This window comes from Streptomyces sp. NBC_01275 (assembly GCF_026340655.1).
Lineage (GTDB): Bacteria > Actinomycetota > Actinomycetes > Streptomycetales > Streptomycetaceae > Streptomyces.
Genome location: NZ_JAPEOZ010000001.1, coordinates 2,398,086 through 2,423,614 on the forward strand (window position 1 = coordinate 2,398,086; position 25,529 = coordinate 2,423,614).

Here is a 25,529-nt window from a genome sequence, read left to right on the forward strand (position 1 = left end):
CAAATGATCCCGGCGCATCTCAAACGCATCTCACAGCCGCCCCAGGCCGCGCCTCACAGCCCCGCGGGGGATCATGTGCCCACGGGCCTCCGACAAGCGGACGGAACGGACAGAGCGGTCGTACCGGACAGACGACGGACGGGGACGCGGATGGAGACCACGGACGCGAGACGGCCCCTGACCTGGCTCCTGGCGACCTGGGGCCTGACCCGGCTCGCGCTGCTGCTGTTCGTCTTCAAGGTCCTCGTCTTCCCCGGCCCGGACGTCACCACCGACGTGTCCGTCATCTACCAGGGCTGGTACGACGTCCTGCGCGCCGGAACGTTCCCGCAGACCGACGTCACCTGGCAGTACCCGCCCGCCGCCGCCCTCGCGATCCTCTCCCCCGGCCTGCTGCCGTTCCTGGACTACGCGTCGGCCTTCTTCGTCCTGGCCTTCCTCGCCGATCTGGCCGTCCTCATGCTCCTGCTCAACACCGGCCTGCGCCCCGGCCGCTCCCCGCGGGGCGCCTGGCTGTGGACGGCGGGCGTCCCCCTGCTCGGCCCGACCGTCTACGCGCGCTACGACGTGATGGTCACGGCGGTCGCGGTGGCCGCCCTGGTCGCGGGCGTCCGGCGCCCCCGGCTGATGGGGGTGCTGACCGGCTTCGCGGCGCTGCTGAAGGTGTGGCCGGCGCTGCTGCTGGCGGGCGCGGTGCGACGCCGGGCGTGGGGGGCGGCGGCGGTGACCGTCGCGGCGCTGTCGGCGGTGTTCGCCCTCGCCATGCCCGGCGCGTTCGCCTTCCTCGCCTTCCAGCGCGACCGGGGCACCGAGGTGGAGTCGCTGGGGGCCCTCGTCTTCCATGTGGCCCGGCAGTTCGGCTGGCGGGGCGAGGTGCTGCTCAACTACGGCTCGGTGGAGTTCCTCGGCCCGTACGTGGGCGTGGTGAGCGATGTGGCCCTCGGTCTGGGCGCCATGGCGTTCGGCTGGCTGCTGCTGTGGCGGCTGAGGGCGAAGCGGTTCGCGCCGTGGACGCTCGCGGACGCGGCCTTCACGGCCGTCCTGCTGTTCACCGTGACCAGCCGGGTGATCAGCCCCCAGTACCTGGTGTGGCTGGTCGGGCTCGCGGCGGTGTGCCTGTGCTTCCGCGCCAGTCCCATGACGGCCCCCGCCCTCCTGGTGCTGGCCGCGTCGTTCGTGACGGTGCTGGAGTTCCCGGTGTGGTTCGCGGACGTCGTCGCGAGCGACGCCCTCGGCGTCACCCTCCTGCTGCTGCGCAACGGCCTGCTGGTGGCCGCCGCGCTCCTGGCGGCCGTACGGCTGCGGCGCTCGACGGGCCCGCGACCCGAGCACCGGTCCCCGGACCCCGCCCCCGGTCAGGCGGCCCGCACCAGCGAGACCGCCGGCTCCTCCTCCTGACGCCACGCCCGGCGCCGCAGCACCGCCCCCACGGCCGCACACTGCACCGCCATCGCGAGCGCCAGCGCCAGGCACACCCCGGGAAGCCCGAGCCCGGACAGCGCGTAGGCCAGCGGCAGCTGGACGGCCGTGCCGAGCACGGTCACCCGGAGCAGCACCGGCGCGCCCCCGCTGCCCTCGAAGACCCCGCCGAGCGCGATGAACCCGGCCATCAGCAGCAGATAGGGCCCGACGCACCGCAGGAACAGCACGCCCTCGTGGGCCACGGCGGGCCCGGCGCCGAAGGCCGCCATGATCCAGGGGGCCGTGCCGGCCAGCAGCAGAACGGCGACCACGCCCACACTCCCGGAGACGGCCACGGCCTGCCGCCCGATCGCCCGCCGCTGGTCCCTGCCCTCGCCCCGGGTGTGCGCGGTGTGGATGGAGGCCGCCTGACGCACGGCGTAGAAGGCCATGGTCGCCACGTACATGACCTTGTAGGCGATCGCGTACGCGGCCACCGCCGTCACGCCGAGCCGCGCCACCACCGCGACCAGCCCGAGCGTTCCGGCCTGGCGGACGGTGAAGTCGACGGACATCGGCAGCCCGGTGCGCAGGGTCCGGCGCAGGGCGACGCCCCTGGAGACGCCGGCCGGGACCCGGGCGGCCGTCCGCAGCAGGGCGTTGCGGCGCAGCGCGACCAGCCCGACCGCCAGGGCAGCGCAGCGGCACAGCACGGTGGAGGCGGCGGCGCCCCGGACGCCGTAGAGATGGATGAAGAGGGGGTCCGCGACCAGGATCAGGCCGTTGGCGAGGAGGGCCAGGCGCAGCGGGGTCTTCGTGTCGCCGGCGCCCTTGAGGAGGCCGTCGACGAGGTTCTGGACGAAGAACACGGCCGTGCCCGGCATCGAGATCGCGAAGTAGGCGACGGCGAGCGGCAGCGCAGGGCCGCCGTCCCCGCCGAGGACGAGCCGGGACAGCGGCGCGCGCAGCAGGAACCCGCCCACGGCGACCAGCGGTGTGACGACCGCGCACAGCGCCCAGCCGCCGCGTACGGCTGCCCGTACGGCCGCCGGATCCCGGGCGCCTCTGGCGTGCGCGACCAGCACGGTCGTCCCGGAGGCGAAGACCAGGGCGACGCCGAGCAGCACGTTCTCGGCGTTGGTGGCGACCGCGACGGCGGCGACCGCGGGGCCGCCGAGCCGGGAGACCCAGACGGTGTTGATGATCCCGGCGGCGACGGAGGCCAGGAGCGAGAAGTAGACGGGGTGGGCGAGCGATATGAGCTGTCGGCGATGAGCGTTCACCACGGAACTCCCTCGATCGGGCGCACCTCGATGAGATGCGCCTCGCTATACCTCGTTTAGACATACCTCGTTTAGAGGTAGCTCGATTAGAGGTACCATGGGGTCCGCCGCGTCCGCAAGGAGAAGCACGAAGGGGACACATGCTGGAGCTGTCGATCCTGGGTTTCCTGGCCGAAGAGCCGTTGCACGGCTATGAGTTGAAGGAGCGGATCAAGGCGCTCAGCGGCCATGTCCGCCCGGTCAGCGACGGCGCGCTCTACCCGGCGATCACCCGTCTGGTCGCCGCGGGCAAGCTCGACCAGCACACGGAGGAAGGGACGAGCGCGGCCCCCCGCCGGGTCCTGTCCCTGACCGAGACCGGCCGCGAGGACCTCTTGGAGCGGCTCCGCCGGCCCAAGCAGGCCGAGATCACCGACCAGGTCCGCTTCAACACGGTCCTGGCGTTCCTACGGCAGCTGCCCGACCGACAGCAGCAGGCGGCCGTGCTGCGCCGCCGGCTGGACTTCCTCCAGACGCCGGCGAGCTTCTTCTACGCCGACGGCAGACCCATGGGCGTGGAGGAGACGGAGGACCTGTTCCGGCAGGGCATGCTGCGGGTCGCGCGGGCGACGGGCCGGGCGGAGCGGGCATGGCTGACGGAGGCGATCGAGCAGCTGTCCCGGCAGGACTGAGCCCCGAGGCCTGACCCCTGAGGCAGGCCTGAACCCCGAGCCCCGAGGCGGCTCAGCCGAGTTGAGCCTCGAGGTAGTCCCGCCAGTCCGCCGTGAAGTCCTCCAGGGAGACGCCCAGCACGCTCTTCGTCGCGTCCTCCACCGCCCCGGCCCGCTCCTGGTGCTCCCCGACGGCCCGGTAGAAGGCGTCCAGCTTCACCTCGCCCCACCGCTCGGCGATCAGTCGGCAGGCCAGCCAGCCGCCTTCGTACGCCCGGGCCAGCCGGTCCGCGTCCCCGGTGAAGCCGAAGTCGGCGTCGGTCGGCAGCTCCGCCGGGGCGTTCCCCTCGGCGACCGTGTGCTGGAGTTCGGGGGCGACCTCGCCCGGGGTCCGCCCGGTGCCTCGGTAGCCGACCCAGTCGGCGTACCCCTCGGACAGCCACAGCGGGGTGGCCGCATCGGTGTGGGCGCGGGTGGCGACATGGGTGGTCTCATGGGTGAGGACCACCTGCCGGCCGACCGCGCCGAGCAGGCCGTACGCGTCGGGGTTGACGATGACCCGGTCCGCCGGGGCCCTGGCCGGTCCGCCGCTCTCGCCGGTGGTGACCGCGGCGATCCCGCGGTAGGCGGAGGCGGGCGAGCCCAGCAGTCCCGCCATGCCGTCCAACGACTTCGGCACCAGGACGACGACGTGCCCGGCCCAGTCGGTGCCCCAGGCCGCCGACACCGCCGGCACCGCGTCGTCGGCCAGCTCCGCGAAGGACCGCAGCCGTGCGCGCGACTGTCCGACCCCCAGGACGAGGCTGTGCGCGCCTCGCACGGCCGTCACCGTGCCCTGGTCCCACAACTGCTGGCCGGCCTTGGGCGCGGGCTTCTCGGAGGCCACGGACCAGCTCCCGGCGGCGCCGGCGGCCCGGGTCAGCCGTAGGACGCGGTCCGCGGTCACCGGCGCCTTGTCGTAGCCCTCGACGCGATAGCTCAGCTCGGCGTCGGCGGTGGCGGAGTCGCCGTCCCGGTGCACGGCGGTCACCCGGTAGGACCAGGCGGCCAGGGGCACGGCCGCCGGCTCGGCGTATCCGGCCGACGTGCCGGTGGCCGCGTACCCGCGCGCGTCCCGGCCGAGGAAGGCGGCGGCCCGCCGGTCCAGCACCCGCTGCACGTCGGCCCGCGTGGTGTCGGCCGCGGGCCGTGCGCCGCACGCCGTCAGGGACAGGCACAGCACGCAGACGAGCAGCAGACAGAGCCCCCCGACCCCGGATCCGCGCGCCCGCCTTCGACCAGCCATCGTCGACGATCGTACGGCGGCGGCCCGGCGCGGGCTCCGGTCAGGGCCTGGACACCGAGGACACCGGCATCATCCCGACCGGGTCGTAGCGCACCGGCGCGCCCGGGTAGGGGGCGTGGATGACCTGGCCGTTGCCGACGTACATGCCGACATGGCTGGCGTCGGAGCGGTAGGTGACGATGTCGCCGGGCTGGGCCTGGGAGAGCGGGACCCGCCGCCCGGTGTGCGCCTGCGCCTGCGAGGTGCGCGGCAGGGAGACCCCGGCCTGCGCGTACGACCACTGCATCAGGCCCGAACAGTCGAACCCGGTGGGGCCGTTGGCGCCCCACACGTACGGCCTGCCGAGCGCGGAGCGGGCGGCGGCGAGGGCGGCGGCCGCACGGCCCGAGGCGGGGACGCCGCCTGCCGGGTCGGGCATCTCGGAGCGGCCGGAGCGCGAGGCGCGGTCATAGGCGTCGCGCTCGGCGGACGGCAGGGAGTCGAGCAGGCGCCGGGCCTTGGCGAGCTTCTGCTCGACCGTCCGCTTGTGGCTCACGACCGCCTTGCGGCTCTGCTCCAGAGCGGCGAGCTTGCCGGCGGCCTCGGCGCGTTCCTGGGCGAGATCGCGCATCACGCTCTGGAGCTCCCTCAGTTCGCCGGCCTGGTGGGCGGTGATCCGATCGAGGACGGACGCCTTGTCGAGGTAGTCGGCCGGGTCGTCGGAGAACAGCAGCGCCAGCGAGGGGTCGAGGCCCCCGGAGCGGTACTGGGCGCCGGCCAGCGAACCGAGCTGCTCGCGCAGGCCGTTGATGCGCTCCTGCTGCCGGGCGATGTGGTCCTGCGCGTCGCCGACCTGCTCGCGCAGGGTGTCGGCGCGCTCGTCGGCCCGGTTGTAGGCCTCGGTGGCCTGCTCGGCCTCCTCGTAGAGCCGGTCCACCTCGGCCCGGGTGTCGTCGTGCGGCGCGGCCGTGGCCGGTACGGCGGACAGGGCGCCGAGTGCGGCGGCCGCGGCGGACAGTACGCACAGGGCGCTGCCGGCGCCCCGGTCGAACCCGGACGGTGCAAGACGGCGATGGGACCCCACGGGAAGCCGCGCTCCTTCCACTGGCGGACAGGAAACGCGGCAGACAGTAGCCCCGTGTCAGGGGGGTGACCAAAGACCTCGGCGGGCACACAAAGTGACGCCCCGCCGCTGACGCAGGTCACCGGCGGGGCGTGGGGTCACTTCTGGTTGTCGCGATTCGCCCGTTCGGGCGGCGTCGTGTCCTGATCTTGGAACGGATCCGTGGGAGTGATGGACCCGGCGTCACCGGATCCGGGCACCGGGGAGGATCAGACGCGGACGCCGAACATGAAGGGTCCGCCGATCGTGCTCATCGACTCGTAGCGGACGACCGTGCCGGTGCGCGGGGCGTGCAGGATCTGGCCGTTGCCGGCGTACAGGCCGACGTGGTGCAGGTCGTTGAAGAAGAACACCAGGTCGCCGACCTTCAGGTCGCTGGTGGAGTAGATGCGCGTGCCTATGTTGGCCTGGGACTCCGAGGTCCGCGGTATGGAGACGCCGGCCTGGGCGTAGGCCCAGGAGGTCAGGCCCGAGCAGTCGAAGGAGGACGGGCCGGAGGCGCCGTAGACGTAGGGCACGCCTATCTTGGACTGGGCGGCGGAGAAGGCGGCGGCGGCCCGGCCGGAGGCGGTGCCGGTGTCGCCGAGGTCGACCCGCTCGGTGGAGGAGCGGCTCGCGCGGTCCTGCTCGGCCGCCAGAGCCGCCTTCTCCTTCGCCGTCAGCGAGTTGAGGAGCTTCTGCGCGGCGGCGAGCTTGGTCTGGACTTCCTTCTTCTTCTTGCCCAGTTCGGTGCGGGTGGAGGCGAGGTCCTTGAGCTTGTCGGAGGCCTCGGAGCGCTCCTGCGCGAGCTCGCGCTGCTTCTCCTGGATCTTCTTCAGCGCCTCGACCTGCTGGGCGCTGAGCTGATCGGCGGTGGACGCCTTGTCCAGGTAGTCGTCCGGGTTCGACGACAGGAAGAGCTGGAGGGAGGCGTCGATGCTGCCCGTGCGGTACTGGGCGGCGGCCGCCAGGCCCATGGAGTCGCGCAGCTCGTTGAGCTCCTCCTGGCCGCGGGCGACGTTGTCCTGGATGGTGGAGATCTCCTTCTGGAGCTTCTCCTGCTTCTCCCGGGCCCCCACGTACTTCTCGGTGGCCTGCTCCGCCTCTTCGTAGAGCTTGTCGACCTTGGACTTGACCTCGTCCTTGCTGAGCTTCTCGCTCGGCGCGGCATTGGCGGCCTGCGAGCTCAGAACGACGGCAGCGGCGGCTGCGGTGGTCAGCACGGTCACGCGTGCGCGACTCGGCTGCTTCGGTCGACGGTGGGACGCCACGGAGACGGGCTCCTTCTTTTGAGTGATCACCCGTGTGGAGGTTCGATCACCAGACCTTAGTGACCTCGCCGTGATCAGTTCAAATCCCCTGGCGAAAAAAACCCGTCACGCAACGCAGTATTTATACTCAACTCACATGCAGTGATGCTCGATTGACGCTACGTTGCGTGACGATCGCGTCAATTCGGGCATTAAACCTGGATCTTGACGTTTAGAACAGTCAGGACAGTCGCTTCAGGAGTACCGCAGAAGCCACCGGTCGGGCGCCCGCCTTGGCGATGCCGTCGGCCACCTCCCGGTCGGTCGAGGCGACGATCACCGGCCGGCCCGGCGGCTCGGCCCGCACCAGCTGGCGGATCAGCTCGTCGGCGGTCACTCCGGGCTTGGAGAACAGCACCCGTACGCCGCGCGGCGGCGCGAGCAGCACCGGAGCGAGCAGTTCGGCCCCGTCGAAGACGCAGGTGACCTCGGCGCCGGTCTGCGCGGCGAGCTGCGAGAGCTGCCCGAGCAGCCGCAGCCGCTGCTTCTCCAGCGGCATCTGCGGATAGCCGGTCTTGGTGACGTTGTAGCCGTCGACGACCAGATGCGCCTGCGGAAGCGCCAGGAGTTGATCGAGAATGGCCGGATCGTTCTCCGAAAGAGCGCGCGCCGCGATGTCCTTGGGGGTCATCCGTCCCGGTTCGACCGCGTCCACGGTCTCCGCCGGCCGCACCGACACCGGCGGCAACGCCAGCTCCCGGCGCAGCCCCTGGGCCGCCTCGAGCACCGTGTCGAGCAGCAGCCGTACGCGCATGTCCTCGACGCTGCGGCCCTCGCGGGCCGCCCGCCGGGCGGCCTCCAGGGCGGCCTCCGACTCCCCGAGCCGTGCCTTCAGCCGCCGGCTCTCGCTCTCGGCGGCCGAGACCTGGATCTGACCCTCGTTGCGCACGGCCTCCATCTCGGCCTGCACCTTGCGCAGGGCCGCCTCGCCCCGCTTGACGTCGCTGAGAGCGGCGCGCAGCTTGCGGTGAAGCGATTCCGCTTCCCTCTTCGCCGAGTCCAGCTCGGCGCGCAGCCGCTCGGTCTCGGCCCGGGTCTGCTCCCGGGCCTGCCCGAGCTGTTCACGCAGGCCCTCCAGTTCGGCCCGGGTCTCCTCGTCGGCGCGCTCGGCGTCCGCCCGCTGGGCCTCCTCGCCGGCCGCGGTCACCAGCTTCACCCAGCCGACGGGGCGCAGCACATAGGCCGCGGCCGCCACGTCGAGCGGGTCCGCGGCCGGGGGCGGCGAGCCGGAGTCGAGGGCGCCGGCGAGCTCCGGCTGGGCCTCTCTGAACTTCTCGGCGATGCGCTGCCGGAACAGCGGATCGCCCTCCAGCGCGGCCGCCATCGCGTTGCCCGCGAACTTGGCCCGGCGGTTCGGCGCGAAGCGGGCGTACTGCCGCAGCTGCGCGGGCAGTTCGCCGACGGTCAGCCCGCCGAAACCGTCGGAGACGATCTGCACGACCCGGCGGCGCACGCCGTCGGGCAGCGGACGGTCGAGCACCTCAGCGGCGCCGTCGCCCGGCCCCCCGCCTGCGCTCTCCACCATCCGTCACACCCCACAATGCCTGTGCGGGGCCGCCTCCGTCAGGAGTCGGCGCCCGGCCGATCCACTAGTTCCACCTGGTCCACGGCGTTGCACCAGCGGCACCGCACCGACTCGATGGTCTCACTGACCACCTCGCGCTCCTCCACCTTCGGCTCGCCCGCGAGGTCGAGGTGGACGTACTCGACGACCTTCGACGAGCGCGTCACGTCGAACCTCGTGAGGTTGCCGCAGAGGGTGCAGCGCCACCGCGTCGCGGCGGTCGGCAGGGGAACCGTCATCGTGACTTGTCCGCTTCCTTCTAGTGTCGTGCCTTCGGTGGGGGGTCGCGCCGGAGGCTCCCCCGTCTGTGTGGCTCGTAACCCTACGGCCTGGCGGGTACTCGCCGCCCATCCGTCCACGGCGGCGAGGCGCTCTGCTCCCATGCGTCCCGTTACGTCATGCTCTGTGTTCATGATCGGCAACTGGAGCGGAACCGTCGGCAGGACGATCCGGACCCCCGCGGCGCCGGTGACGTACGGACTGATCGCCCTGTGCTGTCTGCTCTTCGTCATCGGCCCGGCCTCGGGCCTCAATCCGGCATACGGCGCCGGCGACGCGCTGCTGGCCGCGCAGCGGGCCTACTTCCGCCGCTGGGGCGTGGTCCCCGCCGAGCTCTTCGAGGGCTCCCCGCGGGCCGCCCTGACCCCCGCGACCGCGCTCTTCGTCCACGGCAGCTGGGTGCACCTGCTGGGCAACATGCTCTTCCTCTACGTCTTCGGGGCGATGACCGAGCACCGGATGGGCCGCGTCCAGTTCACGCTGTTCTACCTCGGCTGCGGCTACCTGGCCCTGCTGGGCTACGCCGCCGCCAACGCCGACTCCGGGCAGTCCCTGGTCGGGGCCTCGGGGGCGATCTCAGCGGTCCTCGGCGCGTTCCTCTACCTGTTCCCCCGGGCACGCGTGACCAGCCTCCTGCCGTTCCTGTTCTTCCTGCCGCTGCGCTTCCCCGCGTGGGTCGTGCTGCCGTTCTGGGCGGCCCTGCAGTGGGTGGCCGCGGGCCGGGCCTCCCAGGGGCCCGGGGTGGCGTATCTGGCCCACCTGGTGGGCTTCGGACTGGGCCTCGGCTACGCGTGGGCCCGCTTTCGTCCTCCCCATGCCGCGCCCTCCCGGGGGACGCCCCCCGGACCCCCGGCGGCAAGAACAGGCCCACCGGACCGCGAGTAGGGTGAGACCTCCAGCTCCGGCCCCCGAGGGAGAGAACCAGCCGTGATCACCGCGATCGTCCTCATCAAGACCAGCGTGGACCGGATCCCCGAGATCGCGGAGTCGATCGCCTCGCTGGACTCCGTGAGCGAGGTGTTCTCCGTGACCGGGACGTACGACCTGATCGCCATGGTCCGGGTCAAGCAGCACGAGGACCTCGCCGAGATCATCCCCGGGTCCATCAGCAAGATCCCGGGGGTCGAGGCGACCGACACCCACGTGGCGTTCCGCACCTACTCCCAGCACGACCTCGAGGCCGCGTTCGCCATCGGCCTCGAGTAGCCGGCCCCCGAACGGCTACACCGCCGGGACGCAGCGGCCGTCCTGCGTGCGGTACGTCCAGCGCGCGCCGTCGCTCACCAGCTCCCGCACCGCGGCGACGAAGCGGTCCACGTGCTCGTCGGGCGTTCCCGCGCCGAAGCTGACGCGGATCGCGTTCAGGGACTTCTCGCCGGGCGCCGCCTCGGGGGCTCCGCACTCGCCCTGGGTCTGGGGGTCCCCGCCCAGCAGGGTGCGCACCAGCGGGTGGGCGCAGAACAGGCCGTCGCGCACGCCGATGCCGTACTCCGCGGAGAGGGCCGCGGCGAAGTGGGAGCTGTTCCAGCCCTCGACGACGAAGGAGATCACGCCGACCCGGGGGGCGTCGTCCCCGAAGAGGGACAGGATCCTGACCTCGGGCACCCCGGCGAGGCCCGTGCGGACCTTCTCGATCAGGTGCCGCTCACGGGCGACCAGGGCCTCGAAGCCGGCCTCGGTGAGGGCCTTGCAGGCCGAGGCGATGGAGTAGGCGCCGATGACGTTCGGGGAGCCTGCCTCGTGCCGGGCGGCGGTGTCGTGCCACTCGACGTCCACTCCCCCGTCCTCGCGCCGGGTGACCTTGCGGCTGGCGCCGCCGCCCGCGAGGTAGGGCTCGGCCGCGCGCAGCCAGTCGGCGCGCCCGGCCAGGACGCCGGAGCCGAAGGGGGCGTACAGCTTGTGCCCGGAGAAGGCGATCCAGTCGACGTCCAGGTCCTGGACGGACACCGGGTGGTGCGGGGCCAGCTGGGCCGCGTCCAGCACGATCCGGGCGCCGTGGGCGTGCGCGGCCGCCGCCAGCTCCCGTACGGGCCACAGCTCGCCGGTGACGTTCGAGGCGCCGGTGACGCAGACCAGGGCCGGGCCGTAGCCCCCGTCAAGAGACACAGTGCGGGCGGCGAGGGCGCGCTCCAGGGTCTCGACGGCCTGGCGCGGGCTGCGCGGGGCGTCGAGGTAGGTGACCCGCGCGTCCTTCCACGGCAGCAGCGAGGCGTGGTGCTCGGTCTCGAAGACGAAGACCTGGCAGTCGGCGGGGAGCGCGGCGGCCAGGAGGTTGAGGGAGTCGGTGGTGGAGCGGGTGAAGACCAGCTGGTCGTCGGCCCGGCAGTCGAGGAACTCGGCGACCGTGCGGCGGGCGTTCTCGAAGAGGTCCGTGGAGAGCTGGGAGAGGTAGCCGGCGCCGCGGTGGACGCTGCCGTAGTACGGGGCGTAGGCGGCCACGTCGTCCCAGACGCGCTGGAGGGCGGGGGCGCTGGCCGCGTAGTCGAGCGCCGCGTAGGCGACCTCGCCGCCGGTGACGAGCGGCACGGTGACATCTCGTCCGAGAACGGGCAGAGGCGCACAAACGGTCTGGGCGGCGGCAGCGGTGGAGACGGACATGGGGCACTCCCGTGAGAAGCAAGGCGGAACCGCCGTACGAGCACGCGTGGCTCAAGCACGGAGGAAGGTGAAAGGGGTGTGCGGAGGCGGGGCTCTACGCCCTATCGCATTCGCTTGCTCACGGAAGGCTCCCTCGATGACCAGGACCCCTGGTGTCTTTCGAGGGGCCCGCGCTTGCCGTGGACCTCGCTGCCCACAGCCTGGTCTTCACCCGGGGCACCCCGCCACGGACGGAGGGTTGCCGGACAGTCGGCCGGGGCCTCATGACTGTCACTCATGACCTGACACAGGAACGTACGTGAAGTGATCGACGTCCCGCAACCCGTGTCCGGATCGCGGGACGCCCCTCCAGTCGTGTTACGCGTTGCTGGCCGCCGCCCAGCGCTCCAGCGCCCGCTTCGCCGCGCCCGAGTCGATCGACTCCGCCGCCCTGACCATGCCGTCCCCGAGCTGCTCGGCCAGCGTCCCGGGGCCCGGGTCGAGGGCCACGAGGGCCGCCGCCGAGTTCAGCAGCACGGCGTCCCGCACCGCACCCTGCTCGCCGTCCAGCAGCCGGCGCGCGACCGCCGCGTTGTACGCCGGGTCCGCGCCGCGCAGCGCCTCCACCGGCACCAGCTCGATGCCGACGTCCCGCGGGTCGAAGCTCTCCTCGGCGACCTTGCCGTCGCGCACCACCCACACCCGGGACGTGGCCGTGGTGGTCAGCTCGTCGAAGCCGTCGTCGCCGCGGAACACCAGGGAGGAGTTGCCGCGCTCGGCGAACACGCCGGCGATGATCGGCGCCATCCGCGGGTCGGCGACGCCCACCGCCTGGGCCTTGACCCTGGCCGGGTTGGTCAGCGGGCCGAGGGCGTTGAACACCGTACGGATGCCCAACTGGCCGCGCGCGGCGCCCGCGTGACGCAGCGCCGGGTGGAACTTGACCGCGAAGCAGAAGGTGATCCCGGCCTCCTCGGCGACCTCGGCCACCCGCTGCGGGGTCAGGTCCAGATTGACGCCGAGCTGCTCCAGGACGTCCGAGGCGCCGGACGCGGAGGACGCGGCCCGGTTGCCGTGCTTGACGACCTTCGCGCCGGTGCCGGCGACGACGATCGAGGACATCGTGGAGATGTTCACCGTCTTCGCGCCGTCGCCGCCCGTGCCGACGATGTCGACCGTCCGGCCGGGCACCTCGATCACGTTGGCGTGCTCGTACATCGCCCGGACGAGCCCGTTGATCTCCTCGACGGTCTCCCCCTTGGCCCGCAGCGCCACCACGAACCCGGCGATCTGCGCGTCGGTCGCCTCCCCGCGCATGATCTGGTCCATCGCCCAGAAGGTGGCGTCGGCGCTCTGGTCGCGGCCGTACAGCAGGGCGTTCAGCACGTCGGGCCAGGAACGGCCCGCCGCGGTGTCGCCTCCAGCGGGGGTCACAGCGCTCATGAGCTGCTCCTGGGTGTCGTACGGGACTCGGAACTCGGACGGCACTCGCGGACGAGTGCGACCCCACCCTATCCAGCCGGAAGGCACGGCAAAGGGCCCCGTCCGAAGATCGGACGGGGCCCTTCCCTGTGGCGTGGCGACGCCTCAGCGATCAGTGGTGGCCGTGGCCGCTCGTGATCTCCTTGTACTCCTCCACAGTGGGCTTCGGGATCTGCTGGTCCTCGCCGAAGTACGCGCCGCTGATCTTGGCGCGCAGCTTCTCCTTGCCCGTCACCTTGCGCTCGACGCCGTTCTCGTCGACCGTCGGGCCGATCGCGACGGGCGCGTACTGCTCGTGCGCGGTGAGGGTGTGCAGCTGCTCCTGGCTGAGGGGCTCGTGGATCTCGATGTACTCACCGTGCGGCAGCCGCTTGATGGTGCCGGTCTCACGACCGTGCAGCACCTTGTCGTGGTCACGGCGCTGCAGGCCGAGGCAGATCCGCTTGGTGACGATGTACGCGATGACCGGTCCGGCGAAGAAGAAGATCCGGACGAACCAGGTGATCGAGTTGATCGACAGGTGGAAGTGCGTGGCCCACAGGTCGTTGCCGCCGCCGACCAGCGTGATCATGTACATCGTGACCCAGGCGACGCCGAGCGCGGTGCGCGTCGGGGCGTTGCGCGGACGGTCCAGGATGTGGTGCTCGCGCTTGTCGCCGGTGATCCAGGCCTCGATGAACGGGTAGGCCGCCAGCGCGCCCAGGACCACGCCGAAGAGGACCAGCGGGATGAACACGCCCAGGACGAGCGTGTGACCCCAGATGTTGATCTCCCAGCCCGGCATGAACCGGATGAGACCCTCGGCGAAGCCCATGTACCAGTCGGGCTGGGCGCCGGTCGACACCTGGTCCGGACGGTAGGGGCCCATGGCCCAGATCGGGTTGATCTGCGCGACGGCCGCGATGACCGCGATGACGCCGAAGACCAGGAAGAAGAAGCCTCCGGCCTTCGCCATGTACACCGGCAGCAGCGGCATGCCGACGACGTTCTTGTTGGTCTTGCCGGGACCCGCGAACTGCGTGTGCTTGTGGTAGAAGACCAGGATCAGGTGGCCGACCACCAGGCCGAGCATGATGCCCGGCAGCAGCAGGATGTGGATCGAGTAGAACCGCGCCACGAAGTCGTGGCCCGGGAACTCCCCGCCGAACAGGAACATCGAGATGTACGTGCCGACGATCGGCATCGACAGGATCGCGCCCTGGGTGAAGCGGACGCCGGTGCCGGAGAGCAGGTCGTCCGGGAGCGAGTAGCCGGTGAAGCCGGTGAACATGCCCAGGACGAACAGCAGGAAGCCGAACAGCCAGTTGACCTCGCGCGGCTTGCGGAACGCGCCCGTGAAGAACACGCGCATCATGTGCACGAACATGCCGGCGAGGAAGATCAGCGCCGCCCAGTGGTGGATCTGCCGGATGAGCAGACCGCCGCGCACGTCGAAGGAGATGTGCAGGGTCGAGCTGAACGCCTCGGACATCAGCTGTCCCTGGAGCGGGACGTAGCTGCCGTGGTACTCCACCTCGTTCATCGACGGGTGGAAGAACAGCGTCAGATACACACCCGTCAGGATGATGATGATGAAGCTGTAGAGGCAGATCTCGCCCAGCATGAACGACCAGTGGTCGGGGAAGATCTTGCGCATGTTGGCCTTGGCCAGGGAGTAGATCCCCAGCCGGCCGTCGGCCCAGTCGGCGATGCGTTCGCCGGCCGGCGCCTTGCCGCGCTCGCGCGTCTCGGTGCTCTCGTTGGTGCTCATCCGCGCTCCCAGAATGCAGGACCGACGGGCTCTTCGAAGTCGCCGAGCGCCTCGAGGTAGCCCTCGTCGTTCACGCCGATGCGCAGCTGCGGCAGGGCGTGACCGGCCGGGCCGAAGATGACCTTGGCGCCGTCGGAGAGGTCGAAGGTGGACTGGTGGCACGGGCACAGCACGTGGTGCGTCTGCTGCTCGTACAGGGAGATCGGGCAGCCGACGTGGGTGCAGATCTTCGAGTACGCCACGATGCCCTGGTAGGACCAGTCGAGTTCCTGCTTGTCCTTGATGTCCTCCGGCTGGAGCCGGACGATCATCAGGGCCGCCTTGGCGATCTCGTTCTGGAACTCCTCGTCGTGCTCCTCCAGGCCCTCGGGCTTGGCGAAGGTGAGCGAACCGACGGCGACGTCCGCGGGACGCAGCGGCTCGTTCGTGTTCATGTTGACGAGGAGCTTGCCCTTGGCCCACAGCGTGTGACGCATCTTGTCCTCGGGCAGCGGACCGAGGTCGCGCAGCAGCACGACACCGGAGAGCGGCACCAGGCTGAGCGCGCCGAACATCGTGTTGCGGATCAGCTTGCGCCGACCGAGCGCCGATTCCTTGGCGCCCTGCTTGAAGTCCGCGTGGACCTTCGCCCGGACCTCGGGGGACGCGGCGATCGCGTGGCGCTCGTCGGCGACCTCCTCGTCCGACATCAGCGTGCGGGCCCAGTGGACCGCGCCGGCGCCGATGGTGAACAGCGCCGTGCCCAGCGTCAGACCCAGCGCGAAGTTCAGCGCGCTGAGGTGGCCGATCGGGAAGACGAAGATCGACTTGTCGGCGGGGATGGCGACGTACGAGGCGATGAAGCCGACCGTGGCCAGCATCGACAACGTGAACAGGAAGGCGACCGCACGCTCGGACCGCTTGGCGGCCCGCTCGTCGATGTCCTGGACGCGGTGCTCGTGGGGCGGCAGGCCGGGGTCGGCGAACGGGTTCTTCTCGTCCGCCACGGCCAGGGAGCCGGGCCCGTGCTCGTGGTGTCCTGCGGACTGCTCAGCCGGCAGGTTCTCTTCTGGAATGTCTTGGCTACTCATGACTTCTTGGCCTTTGCGGTCCGAGCGGCGACCCAGACGGCGACCGCGATCAGGGCGCCGAGGCCGAAGATCCAGGAGAACAGGCCCTCACTGACCGGCCCGAGGCCGCCCAGCTCCAGACCACCGGGGTTGTTCGTCTCGTCGCTGTTGACCGCGTGCAGGTACGCGATGATGTCCTTCTTGTTCTGCTCCGACAGCGTGGTGTCGGGGAAGGACGGCATGTTCTGCGGGCCGGTCTGCATGGCCTCGTAGATGTGCTTCGGGTCCACGTCCTCGAGGGTCGGAGCGTACTTGCCCTTGGTGAGGGCGCCGCCCTTGCCGGTGAAGTTGTGGCACTGCGCGCAGTTGGTGCGGAACAGCTCACCGCCCTTGGCGATGTCCGCGCCCTCCGAGCCGTACTGGGCCTCGGTCGGGACGGACGGGCCGGCGCCCAGGGAGGCGACGTACGCGGCGAGCTGGTCGATCTCGGCCTGCGAGTAGATGTTCTTCTTCGCGGGCACCTGGGCGCCCTGGGAGGTGGCCGCCGGCATGCGTCCGGAGCCGACCTGGAAGTCGACGGCCGCGGCGCCCACGCCGACCAGGCTGGGACCGTCGGAGCTGCCCTGACCGCCGGTGCCGTGGCAGCTGGCGCAGCCTACGGCGAAGAGCTTCTTGCCCTCGTCGATGGCCAGGGACTGGGCTGTTTCATCAGCCTGCGCCTTGCTCGCGGGCGCGAACGCGGCGTACAGCCCCCCTGTGCATGCCAGCGCGAGGAGTAGGACGACGAGCGCCGCCAGCGGATGGCGTCGTCGTGCGGAGAGCTTTTTCACGGATTACCCCGGTGTCAGGATCTTCTGCGTCGATGCTTGCGATGTGCGGGAGCGGGCCCGGCTACTTGATCATGTAGATCGTGGCGAAGAGGCCGATCCAGACGACATCGACGAAGTGCCAGTAGTAGGACACGACAATGGCCGCGGTCGCCTGCTCGTGGGTGAACCTCTTGGCCGCATAGGTGCGTCCGAGGACGAACAGGAAGGCGATGAGGCCGCCCGTCACGTGCATGCCGTGGAAGCCGGTCGTCAGGTAGAACACCGAGCCGTACGGGTCGGAGGAGAGCGAGAGCCCGTCCTTCTTCACCAGCTCGGTGTACTCGAAGATCTGACCGCCGATGAAGATCGCTCCCATGATGAACGTGGCGATGAACCACGACCGGAGCTTCTTGACATCACCTCGCTCGGCGGCGAAGACGCCCATCTGGCAGGTGAAGGAGGAGAGCACCAGGATCGTGGTGTTCGTGGCCGAGAACGGGAAGTTCAGGGACTCGGCCATCTCCTTCCAGTGATCAGGACCCGTCACCGATCGCAGGGTGAAGTACATCGCGAAGAGGGCCGCGAAGAACATCAGCTCGGAGCTCAGCCAGATGATGGTTCCGACGCTGGTGAGGTTCGGCCGATTGACCGACGGGTGCGCGTGCCCGGTTTCTACTGTCGTTGCTGTCGCCACGACCGACATTATGTCGGTCGCTTATCCCGCCCTCACTCCGGGGGGTGCCGTTCGGAGTGTTCGCACGTCGTGTAGTGCCCGTATGGCCCATCGAAGTGGTGTTCCAAGCGGTGTTGGCGGGGTGTCCAAGGGAGTAGCATCCGCCGCATGGGCTCCGCCCGTCTCATGTCCGTACGACGCTGATGTCACGGAGGAAGCATGCGGTCGACCGTCACGGTGCTGGTCTACAGCGACGACTCCAACACCCGCGAGCAGGTGAGGCTGGCGACCGGGCGCAGGCCCGCTCCGGACGTGCCCGTGGTGGAGTTCCTGGAGTGCGCCACACCCGCCGCCGTGCTGACGGAGCTGGACCGGGGCGGGATCGACGTCTGCGTGCTGGACGGGGAGTCCGTGCCCATGGGGGGCATGGGGCTGTGCCGGCAGATCAAGGACGAGGTGTTCGACTGCCCGCCGGTGCTGGTGCTCATCGGGCGGCCCCAGGATGCCTGGCTGGCCACGTGGAGCCGCGCCGACGCGGCTGTGACGCTGCCTGTGGAGCCCGTGGAGTTCGCGGGGGCGCTGGCCGCTCTGCTGCGCAAGAAGAGGCTGCAGCAGAGCGCCTAGGAGCGCGCCTCCGCGCCTCCCTGGTCTCCCTGGTCTCCCTGGTCTCCCTGGTCTCCCTGGTCTCCTGAGCCTGGCCCCCTGGGCCTCCTGGGCCTCCTGGGCCTCCTGGGCCTCCTGGGGGCTTCGCCGCCCCCAGGATCGCCCGGATCGCCCCAGGGCCGTCTGTCAGATGCCCTCAGGGGCTGTCAGACGCTCTCGGGACGCAGACGGGAGGGTTCCTGGGCCGGCTGCTGCTTGCCGCCGGTCAGGGCGCTGCCGTCGCGCCACTTGTCCCAGGCCAGGTTCCAGTCGCCGAAGCCGTTGCCGAAGGTCTCCATCGTGTCGCCGTAGCTGTTGACGACCTTGACGACGTCGCCCTGGTGGACGGTGTCGAAGAACCACTCGGCGTTGGACGTGCTCATGCCGGTGCAGCCGTGGCTGACGTTCTCGTAGCCCTGGGAGCCCACCGACCAGGGGGCGGCGTGCACGTACTCGCCGCTCCAGGTGACGCGGGTGGCGTAGTAGACGGGCAGGTCGTAGGAGTCCGAGGAGCCCTCGGCGATGCCGACCGTGGTGCCGCGCATCCGTACGAAGTACTCCTTGCCCAGGATGACCTTGACGCCGTTGCGGGTCTCGAAGCCGGGCTTGCCGGTGGTGACGGGGATCGAGTTGATCTCCTCGTCGTTCCTGTAGACCGTCATGGAGTGGGAGGAGGCGTCCGTCACGGCGATGATCCGCTCGCCGATGGTCAGCTTGAGGTCCTTGGTGCGGGTGCCCCACAGGCGGTCGCCGACCTTGATGCCGTCCAGGTTGCTGTGGACGCGGATGGCGGCGTGGGCGGGCCAGTACTCCTTGGGGCGGTAGTGGAGCTCCTTGTCGTCCACCCAGTACCAGGCGCCCTGCACGGAGGGCGTGGAGTCGACCTTGAGGGCCCGTTCGACGACGGCCCGCTGGGCGGGGTCCTTGACGGGCCGGCTCAGCTTGGCGGTGATCGGCTGGCCCACGCCGTACTCGCCCTTGTCGGGGCCGAACTCGACCGTGAGGGTCTTCTTGGCGGTCGGCCTGCCCGTGTCGAAGGCGAGGACCCGCCGGCCGGGGGCGCCGTCGTCGTCCTCGGTGCTCACGCGGACCGTGTAGTGGGCGTCGGCGGCGAGCGGCTCGGTGCTGTGCCAGCGGCTGCCGTCGGCGGCGAGTTCGCCGGCCACGTAGCGTCCTGAGCCGTCCACGGCGATGACGTCCGTGATGGGCTCGTCGTCGTCCGTCGCGGTGACTTCCAGAGGCTTGTCCGGGTCGGCCTTCTTGCCGTCGCCCTTGGGGCCGTTGAAGGAGATCTGGTCCGTCGCGTCGTAGGGGCGCGCGGAGAGCGGGTTGCCGTTCGAGCCGCACGCGCTGGCGACCGCGCCCAGGGCGATCACCAGCAGGATGCAGCCGACGACGGTGCGGGGGCGGGGTTCGTGGCTCATGACTTCATGGTGGGCAGCCACGTCAACGGCGGCGCGCTGGGTGACACGGACGGAGGACACGATGTACGGCAAAAGCGTGAGCCCGGACCCTCCTGACGGAGTGTCCGGGCTCTGGTCGCGCTCAGCTCGTGTTACTGGGGGCGCCGCCGGGTCCTACTGGGTGCGGCTCTCGCCTCGGTAGTACTCGAAGACCCAGCCCCACAGGCCGATCAGGAGCAGCGGCGCGGAGAAGTACAGCAGCCACCAGCCGACCGCCACGCCCAGGAAGGCCAGGGCGCCGCCGACGGCCAGGGACAGCGGCTGCCAGCTGTGCGGGCTGAAGAAGCCCAGCTCGCCGGCGTCGTCCGCGACGTCCGCCTCCTTGTTGTCCTGTGCGCCGGTGTCGACCCGCCGGGCGGTGAAGCCCAGGTAGAAGCCGATCATGATGCACAGGCCGAAGGCCAGGAAGAGGGCCGTGGTGCCGGCCGGCTCCTTCGACCACACGCCATAGACAACCGCCATGGCGAGGACGAAGACGCTCAGCCAGATGAACATCTTGCCCTGGATCTTCACTTGCCGGCCTCCTTGCTGCCCGAGATGGCGCTGGCGCCGTGGCCGGCGTGTTCCAGCTGCTCGAGCGCGGCGATCTCCGGGTGGTGCAGGTCGAACGCCGGGGATTCACTGCGGATCCGCGGCAGGGTGAGGAAGTTGTGCCGCGGCGGCGGGCAGGACGTGGCCCACTCCAGTGAGCGGCCGTAGCCCCACGGGTCGTCGACCTCGACCTTCTTGCCGTACTTGGCCGTCTTCCAGACGTTGTAGAAGAACGGCAGGACGGACAGGCCGAGGACGAAGGAGCTGATCGTCGAGATCGTGTTCAGGGCGGTGAAGCCGTCGGCCGCGAGGTAGTCCGCGTAACGACGGGGCATGCCCTCGGCGCCCAGCCAGTGCTGGACCAGGAAGGTGCCGTGGAAGCCGACGAACAGCGTCCAGAAGGTGACCTTGCCGAGGCGCTCGTCGAGCATCTTGCCGGTCATCTTCGGCCACCAGAAGTGGAAGCCGGAGAACATCGCGAAGACGACGGTGCCGAAGACCACGTAGTGGAAGTGCGCCACCACGAAGTACGAGTCGGAGACGTGGAAGTCCATCGGCGGCGAGGCCAGGATGACGCCGGTCAGACCGCCGAAGGTGAAGGTGATGAGGAAGCCGGTGGCCCAGAGCATCGGTGTCTCGAAGGACAACGACCCCTTCCACATCGTTCCGATCCAGTTGAAGAACTTCACGCCCGTCGGCACGGCGATGAGGAACGTCATGAAGGAGAAGAACGGCAGGAGCACTCCGCCGGTGACGTACATGTGGTGCGCCCACACGGTCACGGACAGACCGGCGATGGAGATGGTCGCGGCGATCAGGCCCATGTAGCCGAACATCGGCTTTCGGGAGAACACCGGGATCACTTCGGAAATGATTCCGAAGAACGGCAGCGCGATGATGTACACCTCTGGATGGCCGAAGAACCAGAAGAGGTGTTGCCACAACAGTGCGCCGCCGTTGGCCGCGTCGAAGACATGGGCGCCGAACTTGCGGTCCGCCTCCAGGGCGAACAGCGCGGCGGCCAGGACCGGGAACGCCAGCAGGACGAGGACACCGGTCAGCAGGACGTTCCACACGAAGATCGGCATGCGGAACATCGTCATGCCGGGAGCGCGCATGCAGATGATCGTGGTGATGAAGTTGACCGAGCCGAGGATCGTGCCGAAGCCGGAGAAGGCCAGACCCATGATCCACATGTCGGCGCCGATGCCCGGGCTGCGGACCGCGTCCGACAGCGGGGAGTAGGCGAACCAGCCGAAGTCGGCCGCACCCGAGGGGGTGAGGAAGCCGCCGACGGCGATGAGCGAGCCGAACAGGTACAGCCAGTAGGCGAACATGTTCAGTCGCGGGAAGGCGACGTCGGGCGCGCCGATCTGCAGCGGCATGATCCAGTTCGCGAAGCCCGCGAACAGCGGCGTCGCGAACATCAGCAGCATGATCGTGCCGTGCATCGTGAACGCCTGGTTGAACTGCTCGTTCGACATGATCTGCAGACCGGGTCGGGCGAGCTCGGCGCGCATGAAGAGCGCCATGACGCCGCCGATGCAGAAGAACGCGAACGACGTGACCAGGTACAACGTACCGATGGTCTTGTGGTCGGTGGTGGTGAGCCACTTGATCACGACGTTACCGGGCTGCTTGCGCCGGACCGGCAGCTCATTCTCGTAGGAGTCTTCAGCTGCCGCGGCACCCTGGGGTTCGTTGAGGATGCTCACAGGTTGTTCGTCTCCCGGTTCTTCTCATGGGCGGTCTGCTCGATGCCCGCGGGAACGTAACCGGTCTGCCCCTTCTTGGCGAGGTCCTTGAGGTGCTGCTCGTAGCGCTCGGGGGAGACGACCTTCACGTTGAACAGCATCCGGGAGTGGTCGACGCCGCAGAGCTCGGCGCACTTGCCCAGGAAGGTGCCCTCCTTGTTGGGGGTCACCTGGAAGGAGTTGGTGTGGCCCGGGATGACGTCCATCTTCATCAGGAACGGCACCACCCAGAAGGAGTGGATGACGTCACGCGAGGTGAGGACGAAGCGGACCGTCTTGCCCTCGGGGAGCCAGAGGGTCGGGCCCGGGTTGCCGGTCTGCGGGTTCCGCTCGCTGGGGGTGCCGCAGGTGTAGACGCCGCCCGCGTTGTCCGGGAAGTCCGCCTTGAACCGGTCCGGGATCGCGGCCAGGTTCTCGTCGGTCTTCGCGTCGCCGGTGGAACCGTCGACGCTCTCGATGTAGTTGAAGCACCAGCTCCACTGGAAGCCGACCACGTTGACCGTGACGTCGGGCTTCTTGTCGAGGCTCAGGAGCTTCGACTCGTCGCGGGCGGTGAAGTAGAACAGCACCGAGACGATGATGATCGGTACCACCGTGTACAACGCCTCGATGGGCATGTTGTACCGGGTCTGCGGGGGTACCTCGACCTTCGTGCGGCTGCGCCGGTGGAAGAAGGTGCTCCACAGGATCAGGCCCCACACCAGCACGCCGGTGGCCAGCGCGGCGGCCCATGAGCCCTGCCACAGGGAGAGGATCCGCGGAGCCTCTTCCGTGGTGGGGGTGGGCATGCCAAGGCGGGGGAAGTCCTTGTATGTGCAACCGGTGGCGGTCGCCAGGACCAGGCCCGCGGTCATTGCCTGCAGCAGCTTCCGCCGCATCGGGCGCCGCGGCGAGCGGTCGGAGCCGTTGGGACTCACGTAGCGCCTTCCCGAGAGTCTCGCCCGCGCGGATTGGCTGCGGCCTTCTCGGTGGTCGGTCGCCGCCCTGCGTCGGGCAGGGGTTTGGATGTTTATGCGGACCAAACCCTACTGGACGCGTTTTGGGGTCGCGCGGGGAGGGTCCCCAACGCGCCGGGGGCTACTTCTGACGGTTCGTTCGGGGCGCCTAATAGCTCGAAACGTTCGGTTGTGTGGCGTGTGCAGGGCTGTTGTGGCTGTTCGTGCCCCGCCGCGGAGCCGCAGATGTCACAGCCCCGCGCCCCTGATTTGCTCACCGGCGTTTTAACGTTGCCGTGTGTCCTACTTTGATGCCGCTTCCGCCGCTCCCCTTCATTCCGTTGCCCGGCAGGCGTTGTTGGCCGCCCTTGACGAGGGGTGGGCGGACCCGCAGCGGTTGTACCGGGAGGGACGCAGGGCTCGGATGCTGCTCGACGCGGCGCGGGAGGCGGCCGCGGAGATGGTCGGGTGCCGGGCGGACGAACTGGTCTTCACGGCCTCCGGGACTCGGGCCGTGCACAGGGGTGTCTCGGGGGTGTTGGCGGGGCGGCGACGCGTCGGGCGTCACCTGATCGTGTCATCGGTCGAACACTCCTCGGTGCTCCATTCGGCCGAGACGTTCGAGTCGGAGGGCGGGTCGGTGACGCGGACGCCGGTCACGCGGACGGGGGCGGTGACCGTGCAGGCGTACGCCGAGGCGCTGCGGGCCGACACCGCGCTCGCCTGTCTGCAGTCCGCCAACCACGAGGTGGGCACCGAGCAGCCGGTGGCGGCGGTGGCCGAGGTGTGCCGGGCGGCGGGGGTGCCGTTGCTGGTGGACGCGGCCCAGTCGCTCGGGTGGGGGCGGGTGGACGGGGACTGGTCGGTGCTGACGGCGAGTGCGCGCAAGTGGGGCGGTCCGTCGGGGGTCGGGCTGCTCGTGGTGCGCAAGGGGGTGCGGTTCGCGGCGCGGGAGGCGGAGGAGTTCGCCGGTCTGCCGGCGATCGTGGCCGCCGCCGCGTCCCTGCGGGCCGTGCGGGCCGAGGCGGACCGGGAGGCCGTACGGCTGCGGGACCTGACGGAGCGGATCCGGGTGCGGGTGCCCGAACGGGTGCCGGACGTGGAGGTGGTGGGCGATCCGGTACGGCGGCTGCCGGGCGTCGTCACCTTCTCCTGTCTGTACGTCGACGGGGAGGCGCTGCTGCACGAGTTGGACCGGGAGGGGTTCTCGGTGTCGTCCGGGTCGTCCTGCACCAGCGACACGCTGACGCCGAGCCATGTGCTCAAGGCGATGGGCGTGCTGAGCGAGGGCAACGTACGGGTGTCGTTGCCGGCGGGGGCGGCCGAGGAGGACGTGGAGCGGTTTCTGACCGTGCTCCCGGAGGCGGTGGCCGGGGTGCGCGAGAAGCTGGGGGCGCCGGCGCCCGCCACGGTCGTACCGGATCCCGCGAGCGCCGCACCGGACGACGTCCTCGTCGTGGACGCCCTCGGCAAGCGCTGCCCGATCCCCGTCATCGAACTGGCGAAGGTCATCGGGGACGTGCCGGTCGGCGGCACGGTGCGGGTCCTCTCCGACGACGCGGCGGCCCGCCTCGACATCCCCGCGTGGTGCGAGATGCGGGGACAGGAGTACGTCGGCGAGGAGCCGGCGGACCACGGCTCGGCCTACGTGGTCCGCCGGGTGGCGTGACTAGCTGAGGTGCTTCTGGACCTCGGCGGCGGCCTCGTCGCCGTAGGCCTGGGCGAAGCGGTCCATGAAGTGGGCGCGGCGCAGCTGGTACTCCTGGGTGCCGACCGTCTCGATGACCAGGGTGGCGAGCATGCAGCCGACCTGGGCGGCGCGCTCCAGGGAGACGCCCCAGACCAGGCCGGAGAGGAAGCCGGCGCGGAAGGCGTCGCCGACGCCGGTGGGGTCGGCCTTGCGCTCCTCCTGCGCGCAGCCGACCTCGATCGGGTCCTCGCCGACGCGCTCGATGCGGACGCCGCGCGCGCCGAGGGTGGTGACGCGGTGGCCGACCTTGGAGAGGATCTCGGCGTCGCTCCAGCCCGTCTTGGACTCGATGAGGCCCTTCTCGTACTCGTTGGAGAAGAGGTAGGTCGCTCCCTCCAGCAGTATCCGGATCTCCTCGCCGTCCATGCGGGCGATCTGCTGGGAGAAGTCGGCGGCGAACGGGATCGAGCGGGAGCGGCACTCCTCCGTGTGGCGGAGCATGCCCTCCGGGTCGTCGGCGCCGATCAGGACCAGGTCGAGGCCGCCGACGCGGTCGGCGACGGCCTTCAGCTCGATGAGACGGGCCTCGCTCATCGCGCCGGCGTAGAAGGAGCCGATCTGGTTGTGGTCGGCGTCGGTGGTGCACACGAAGCGCGCGGTGTGCAGGGTCTCGGAGATGCGGACGGACCTGGTGTCGACGCCGTGCCGGTCCAGCCAGGCCCGGTACTCGTCGAAGTCCGCGCCCGCGGCGCCGGCCAGGATCGGCTCGGTCCCCAGCTGGCCCATCCCGAAGGCGATGTTCGCGCCGACGCCGCCCCGGCGTACGTCCAGGTTGTCGACCAGGAAGGAGAGCGAGACCGTGTGCAGCTGGTCCGCGACGAGCTGATCGGCGAAGCGGCCGGGGAACGTCATGAGGTGGTCGGTTGCGATGGAGCCGGTGACTGCGATGCGCACGGCGTGGACTCTCCTGTGGGGAGGGGGATTGACAGTTCACGCTACCGGGTCGGCGGTCGCTGCTGAAGCCGACGAAACTACCCGATAGTAGATCTTTCTTCGCAGGCTCCAGCGTGCCTACGGTTCGACTATGACGAACCTCAAGGTCCCCACCTCCGCTCCGGCCGACCTCGAAGGCGACCTGGCGTCGCTGCGCGGCGACTGCGCGCGGATGGCGCCGCACTGGACGGCTCAGGAACGGATCGTTTCCCGTCCGGTGTCCCCGTCCCTCATCCACGGCGTGCGCGTCCCGGCGTCCTCGGCCCGGATGCTGGAGGCGATGCCCGAGTACGGGAACTGAACAGGGAACCGTGCGCTCCCCTTCTAC

24 protein-coding genes and 1 riboswitch are annotated in these 25,529 nt (G+C 70.3%); of the genes, 7 read left to right on the plus strand and 17 right to left on the minus strand.

Annotated elements, in window-relative coordinates:
• Nucleotides 1-150: 150 nt before the first annotated feature.
• Nucleotides 151-1,398: a glycosyltransferase family 87 protein gene (locus tag OG562_RS10340; RefSeq protein WP_266396057.1), complete on the plus strand. Its 1,248-nt coding sequence runs from the start codon at nt 151-153 to the stop codon at nt 1,396-1,398.
• Here OG562_RS10340 and OG562_RS10345 read toward each other — a convergent pair.
• The gene (locus tag OG562_RS10345) at nt 1,356-2,684 is read right to left on the minus strand and encodes an MATE family efflux transporter (RefSeq protein ID WP_266396058.1); all 1,329 of its coding nucleotides are present in this window, start codon (nt 2,682-2,684) and stop codon (nt 1,356-1,358) included. The two genes, OG562_RS10340 and OG562_RS10345, sit on opposite strands and share 43 nt — an antisense overlap.
• 140 nt (nt 2,685-2,824) lie before the next feature.
• Here OG562_RS10345 and OG562_RS10350 point away from each other — a divergent pair, with 140 nt between their 5' ends.
• A complete protein-coding gene (locus OG562_RS10350) occupies nt 2,825-3,355 on the plus strand; it encodes a PadR family transcriptional regulator (RefSeq protein ID WP_266396059.1) in 531 nt (176 codons plus the stop codon).
• Nucleotides 3,356-3,407: 52 nt separating this feature from the next.
• Here the strand turns inward: OG562_RS10350 and OG562_RS10355 are convergent, their stop codons facing one another.
• The 5 genes from OG562_RS10355 to OG562_RS10375 form a co-directional block, all read right to left on the minus strand.
• A complete protein-coding gene (locus OG562_RS10355; RefSeq protein WP_266396061.1) occupies nt 3,408-4,619 on the minus strand; it encodes a hypothetical protein in 1,212 nt (403 codons plus the stop codon).
• Nucleotides 4,620-4,659: 40 nt separating this feature from the next.
• Complete coding sequence (locus OG562_RS10360) at nt 4,660-5,682, minus strand: NlpC/P60 family protein (RefSeq protein WP_266396062.1); 1,023 nt, start codon at nt 5,680-5,682, stop codon at nt 4,660-4,662.
• A gap of 248 nt (nt 5,683-5,930) precedes the next feature.
• Nucleotides 5,931-6,971: an NlpC/P60 family protein gene (locus OG562_RS10365; RefSeq protein WP_266396064.1), complete on the minus strand. Its 1,041-nt coding sequence runs from the start codon at nt 6,969-6,971 to the stop codon at nt 5,931-5,933.
• Nucleotides 6,972-7,191: 220 nt separating this feature from the next.
• A complete protein-coding gene (locus OG562_RS10370; protein ID WP_266396066.1) occupies nt 7,192-8,535 on the minus strand; it encodes an NYN domain-containing protein in 1,344 nt (447 codons plus the stop codon).
• A gap of 38 nt (nt 8,536-8,573) precedes the next feature.
• On the minus strand, nt 8,574-8,813 hold the full coding sequence (locus OG562_RS10375) for a hypothetical protein (RefSeq protein ID WP_093773279.1): 240 nt from the start codon (nt 8,811-8,813) through the stop codon (nt 8,574-8,576).
• A gap of 172 nt (nt 8,814-8,985) precedes the next feature.
• Here OG562_RS10375 and OG562_RS10380 point away from each other — a divergent pair, with 172 nt between their 5' ends.
• Together OG562_RS10380 and OG562_RS10385 are read left to right on the plus strand one after the other, a co-directional pair.
• On the plus strand, nt 8,986-9,738 hold the full coding sequence (locus tag OG562_RS10380) for a rhomboid family intramembrane serine protease (RefSeq protein ID WP_266396067.1): 753 nt from the start codon (nt 8,986-8,988) through the stop codon (nt 9,736-9,738).
• A gap of 42 nt (nt 9,739-9,780) precedes the next feature.
• Entirely contained in the window at nt 9,781-10,059 is a 279-nt protein-coding gene (locus tag OG562_RS10385) for an Lrp/AsnC family transcriptional regulator (protein ID WP_266396068.1), read from the plus strand.
• A gap of 15 nt (nt 10,060-10,074) precedes the next feature.
• Here OG562_RS10385 and OG562_RS10390 read toward each other — a convergent pair whose 3' ends face one another.
• From OG562_RS10390 to OG562_RS10415, 6 genes are all read right to left on the minus strand, one after another.
• On the minus strand, nt 10,075-11,451 hold the full coding sequence (locus tag OG562_RS10390; protein WP_266396069.1) for an aminotransferase class V-fold PLP-dependent enzyme: 1,377 nt from the start codon (nt 11,449-11,451) through the stop codon (nt 10,075-10,077).
• 165 nt (nt 11,452-11,616) lie between these two features.
• Nucleotides 11,617-11,733, minus strand: a riboswitch (SAM riboswitch).
• A 75-nt stretch (nt 11,734-11,808) separates the two neighbouring features.
• A complete protein-coding gene (gene trpD / locus OG562_RS10395) occupies nt 11,809-12,873 on the minus strand; it encodes an anthranilate phosphoribosyltransferase (RefSeq protein ID WP_266396070.1) in 1,065 nt (354 codons plus the stop codon).
• A gap of 151 nt (nt 12,874-13,024) precedes the next feature.
• Nucleotides 13,025-14,662 (minus strand): cytochrome bc complex cytochrome b subunit, encoded by a 1,638-nt coding sequence (locus OG562_RS10400; protein WP_266396072.1) that lies wholly within the window; start codon nt 14,660-14,662, stop codon nt 13,025-13,027.
• Complete coding sequence (locus OG562_RS10405) at nt 14,659-15,732, minus strand: ubiquinol-cytochrome c reductase iron-sulfur subunit (RefSeq protein WP_266396074.1); 1,074 nt, start codon at nt 15,730-15,732, stop codon at nt 14,659-14,661. Before OG562_RS10405 ends, OG562_RS10400 begins: the two co-directional genes overlap by 4 nt.
• A complete protein-coding gene (locus OG562_RS10410; RefSeq protein ID WP_266396075.1) occupies nt 15,729-16,541 on the minus strand; it encodes a c-type cytochrome in 813 nt (270 codons plus the stop codon). The genes OG562_RS10405 and OG562_RS10410 overlap by 4 nt, the downstream gene beginning before the upstream one ends.
• Nucleotides 16,542-16,602: 61 nt before the next feature.
• Nucleotides 16,603-17,223, minus strand: coding sequence for a heme-copper oxidase subunit III (locus OG562_RS10415; RefSeq protein WP_266396076.1), 621 nt, complete (start codon nt 17,221-17,223; stop codon nt 16,603-16,605).
• A 189-nt stretch (nt 17,224-17,412) separates the two neighbouring features.
• On the opposite strand from OG562_RS10415, the gene OG562_RS10420 reads away from it, so the two are divergent.
• On the plus strand, nt 17,413-17,817 hold the full coding sequence (locus OG562_RS10420; protein ID WP_266396078.1) for a hypothetical protein: 405 nt from the start codon (nt 17,413-17,415) through the stop codon (nt 17,815-17,817).
• Nucleotides 17,818-18,002: 185 nt separating this feature from the next.
• On the opposite strand, the gene OG562_RS10425 is transcribed toward OG562_RS10420, so the two are convergent.
• From OG562_RS10425 to coxB, 4 genes are all read right to left on the minus strand, one after another.
• Entirely contained in the window at nt 18,003-19,259 is a 1,257-nt protein-coding gene (locus tag OG562_RS10425; RefSeq protein ID WP_266396079.1) for an Ig-like domain-containing protein, read from the minus strand.
• 153 nt (nt 19,260-19,412) lie between these two features.
• Entirely contained in the window at nt 19,413-19,811 is a 399-nt protein-coding gene (locus OG562_RS10430; protein WP_266396081.1) for a cytochrome c oxidase subunit 4, read from the minus strand.
• Nucleotides 19,808-21,544 (minus strand): cytochrome c oxidase subunit I, encoded by a 1,737-nt coding sequence (ctaD, locus tag OG562_RS10435; protein ID WP_266396083.1) that lies wholly within the window; start codon nt 21,542-21,544, stop codon nt 19,808-19,810. Before ctaD ends, OG562_RS10430 begins: the two co-directional genes overlap by 4 nt.
• The gene (gene coxB, locus OG562_RS10440; protein ID WP_266396085.1) at nt 21,541-22,500 is read right to left on the minus strand and encodes a cytochrome c oxidase subunit II; all 960 of its coding nucleotides are present in this window, start codon (nt 22,498-22,500) and stop codon (nt 21,541-21,543) included. Before coxB ends, ctaD begins: the two co-directional genes overlap by 4 nt.
• A 316-nt stretch (nt 22,501-22,816) precedes the next feature.
• On the opposite strand from coxB, the gene OG562_RS10445 reads away from it, so the two are divergent.
• Nucleotides 22,817-24,187, plus strand: a complete 1,371-nt coding sequence (locus OG562_RS10445) for a cysteine desulfurase/sulfurtransferase TusA family protein (RefSeq protein WP_266396086.1) — start codon at nt 22,817-22,819, stop codon at nt 24,185-24,187.
• On the opposite strand, the gene OG562_RS10450 is transcribed toward OG562_RS10445, so the two are convergent.
• Nucleotides 24,188-25,162: a carbohydrate kinase family protein gene (locus OG562_RS10450; RefSeq protein WP_266396087.1), complete on the minus strand. Its 975-nt coding sequence runs from the start codon at nt 25,160-25,162 to the stop codon at nt 24,188-24,190.
• A 130-nt stretch (nt 25,163-25,292) separates the two neighbouring features.
• Between OG562_RS10450 and OG562_RS10455 the strand changes: the two genes are divergently transcribed.
• Entirely contained in the window at nt 25,293-25,502 is a 210-nt protein-coding gene (locus OG562_RS10455) for a hypothetical protein (RefSeq protein ID WP_266396088.1), read from the plus strand.
• Nucleotides 25,503-25,529: the final 27 nt, after the last annotated feature.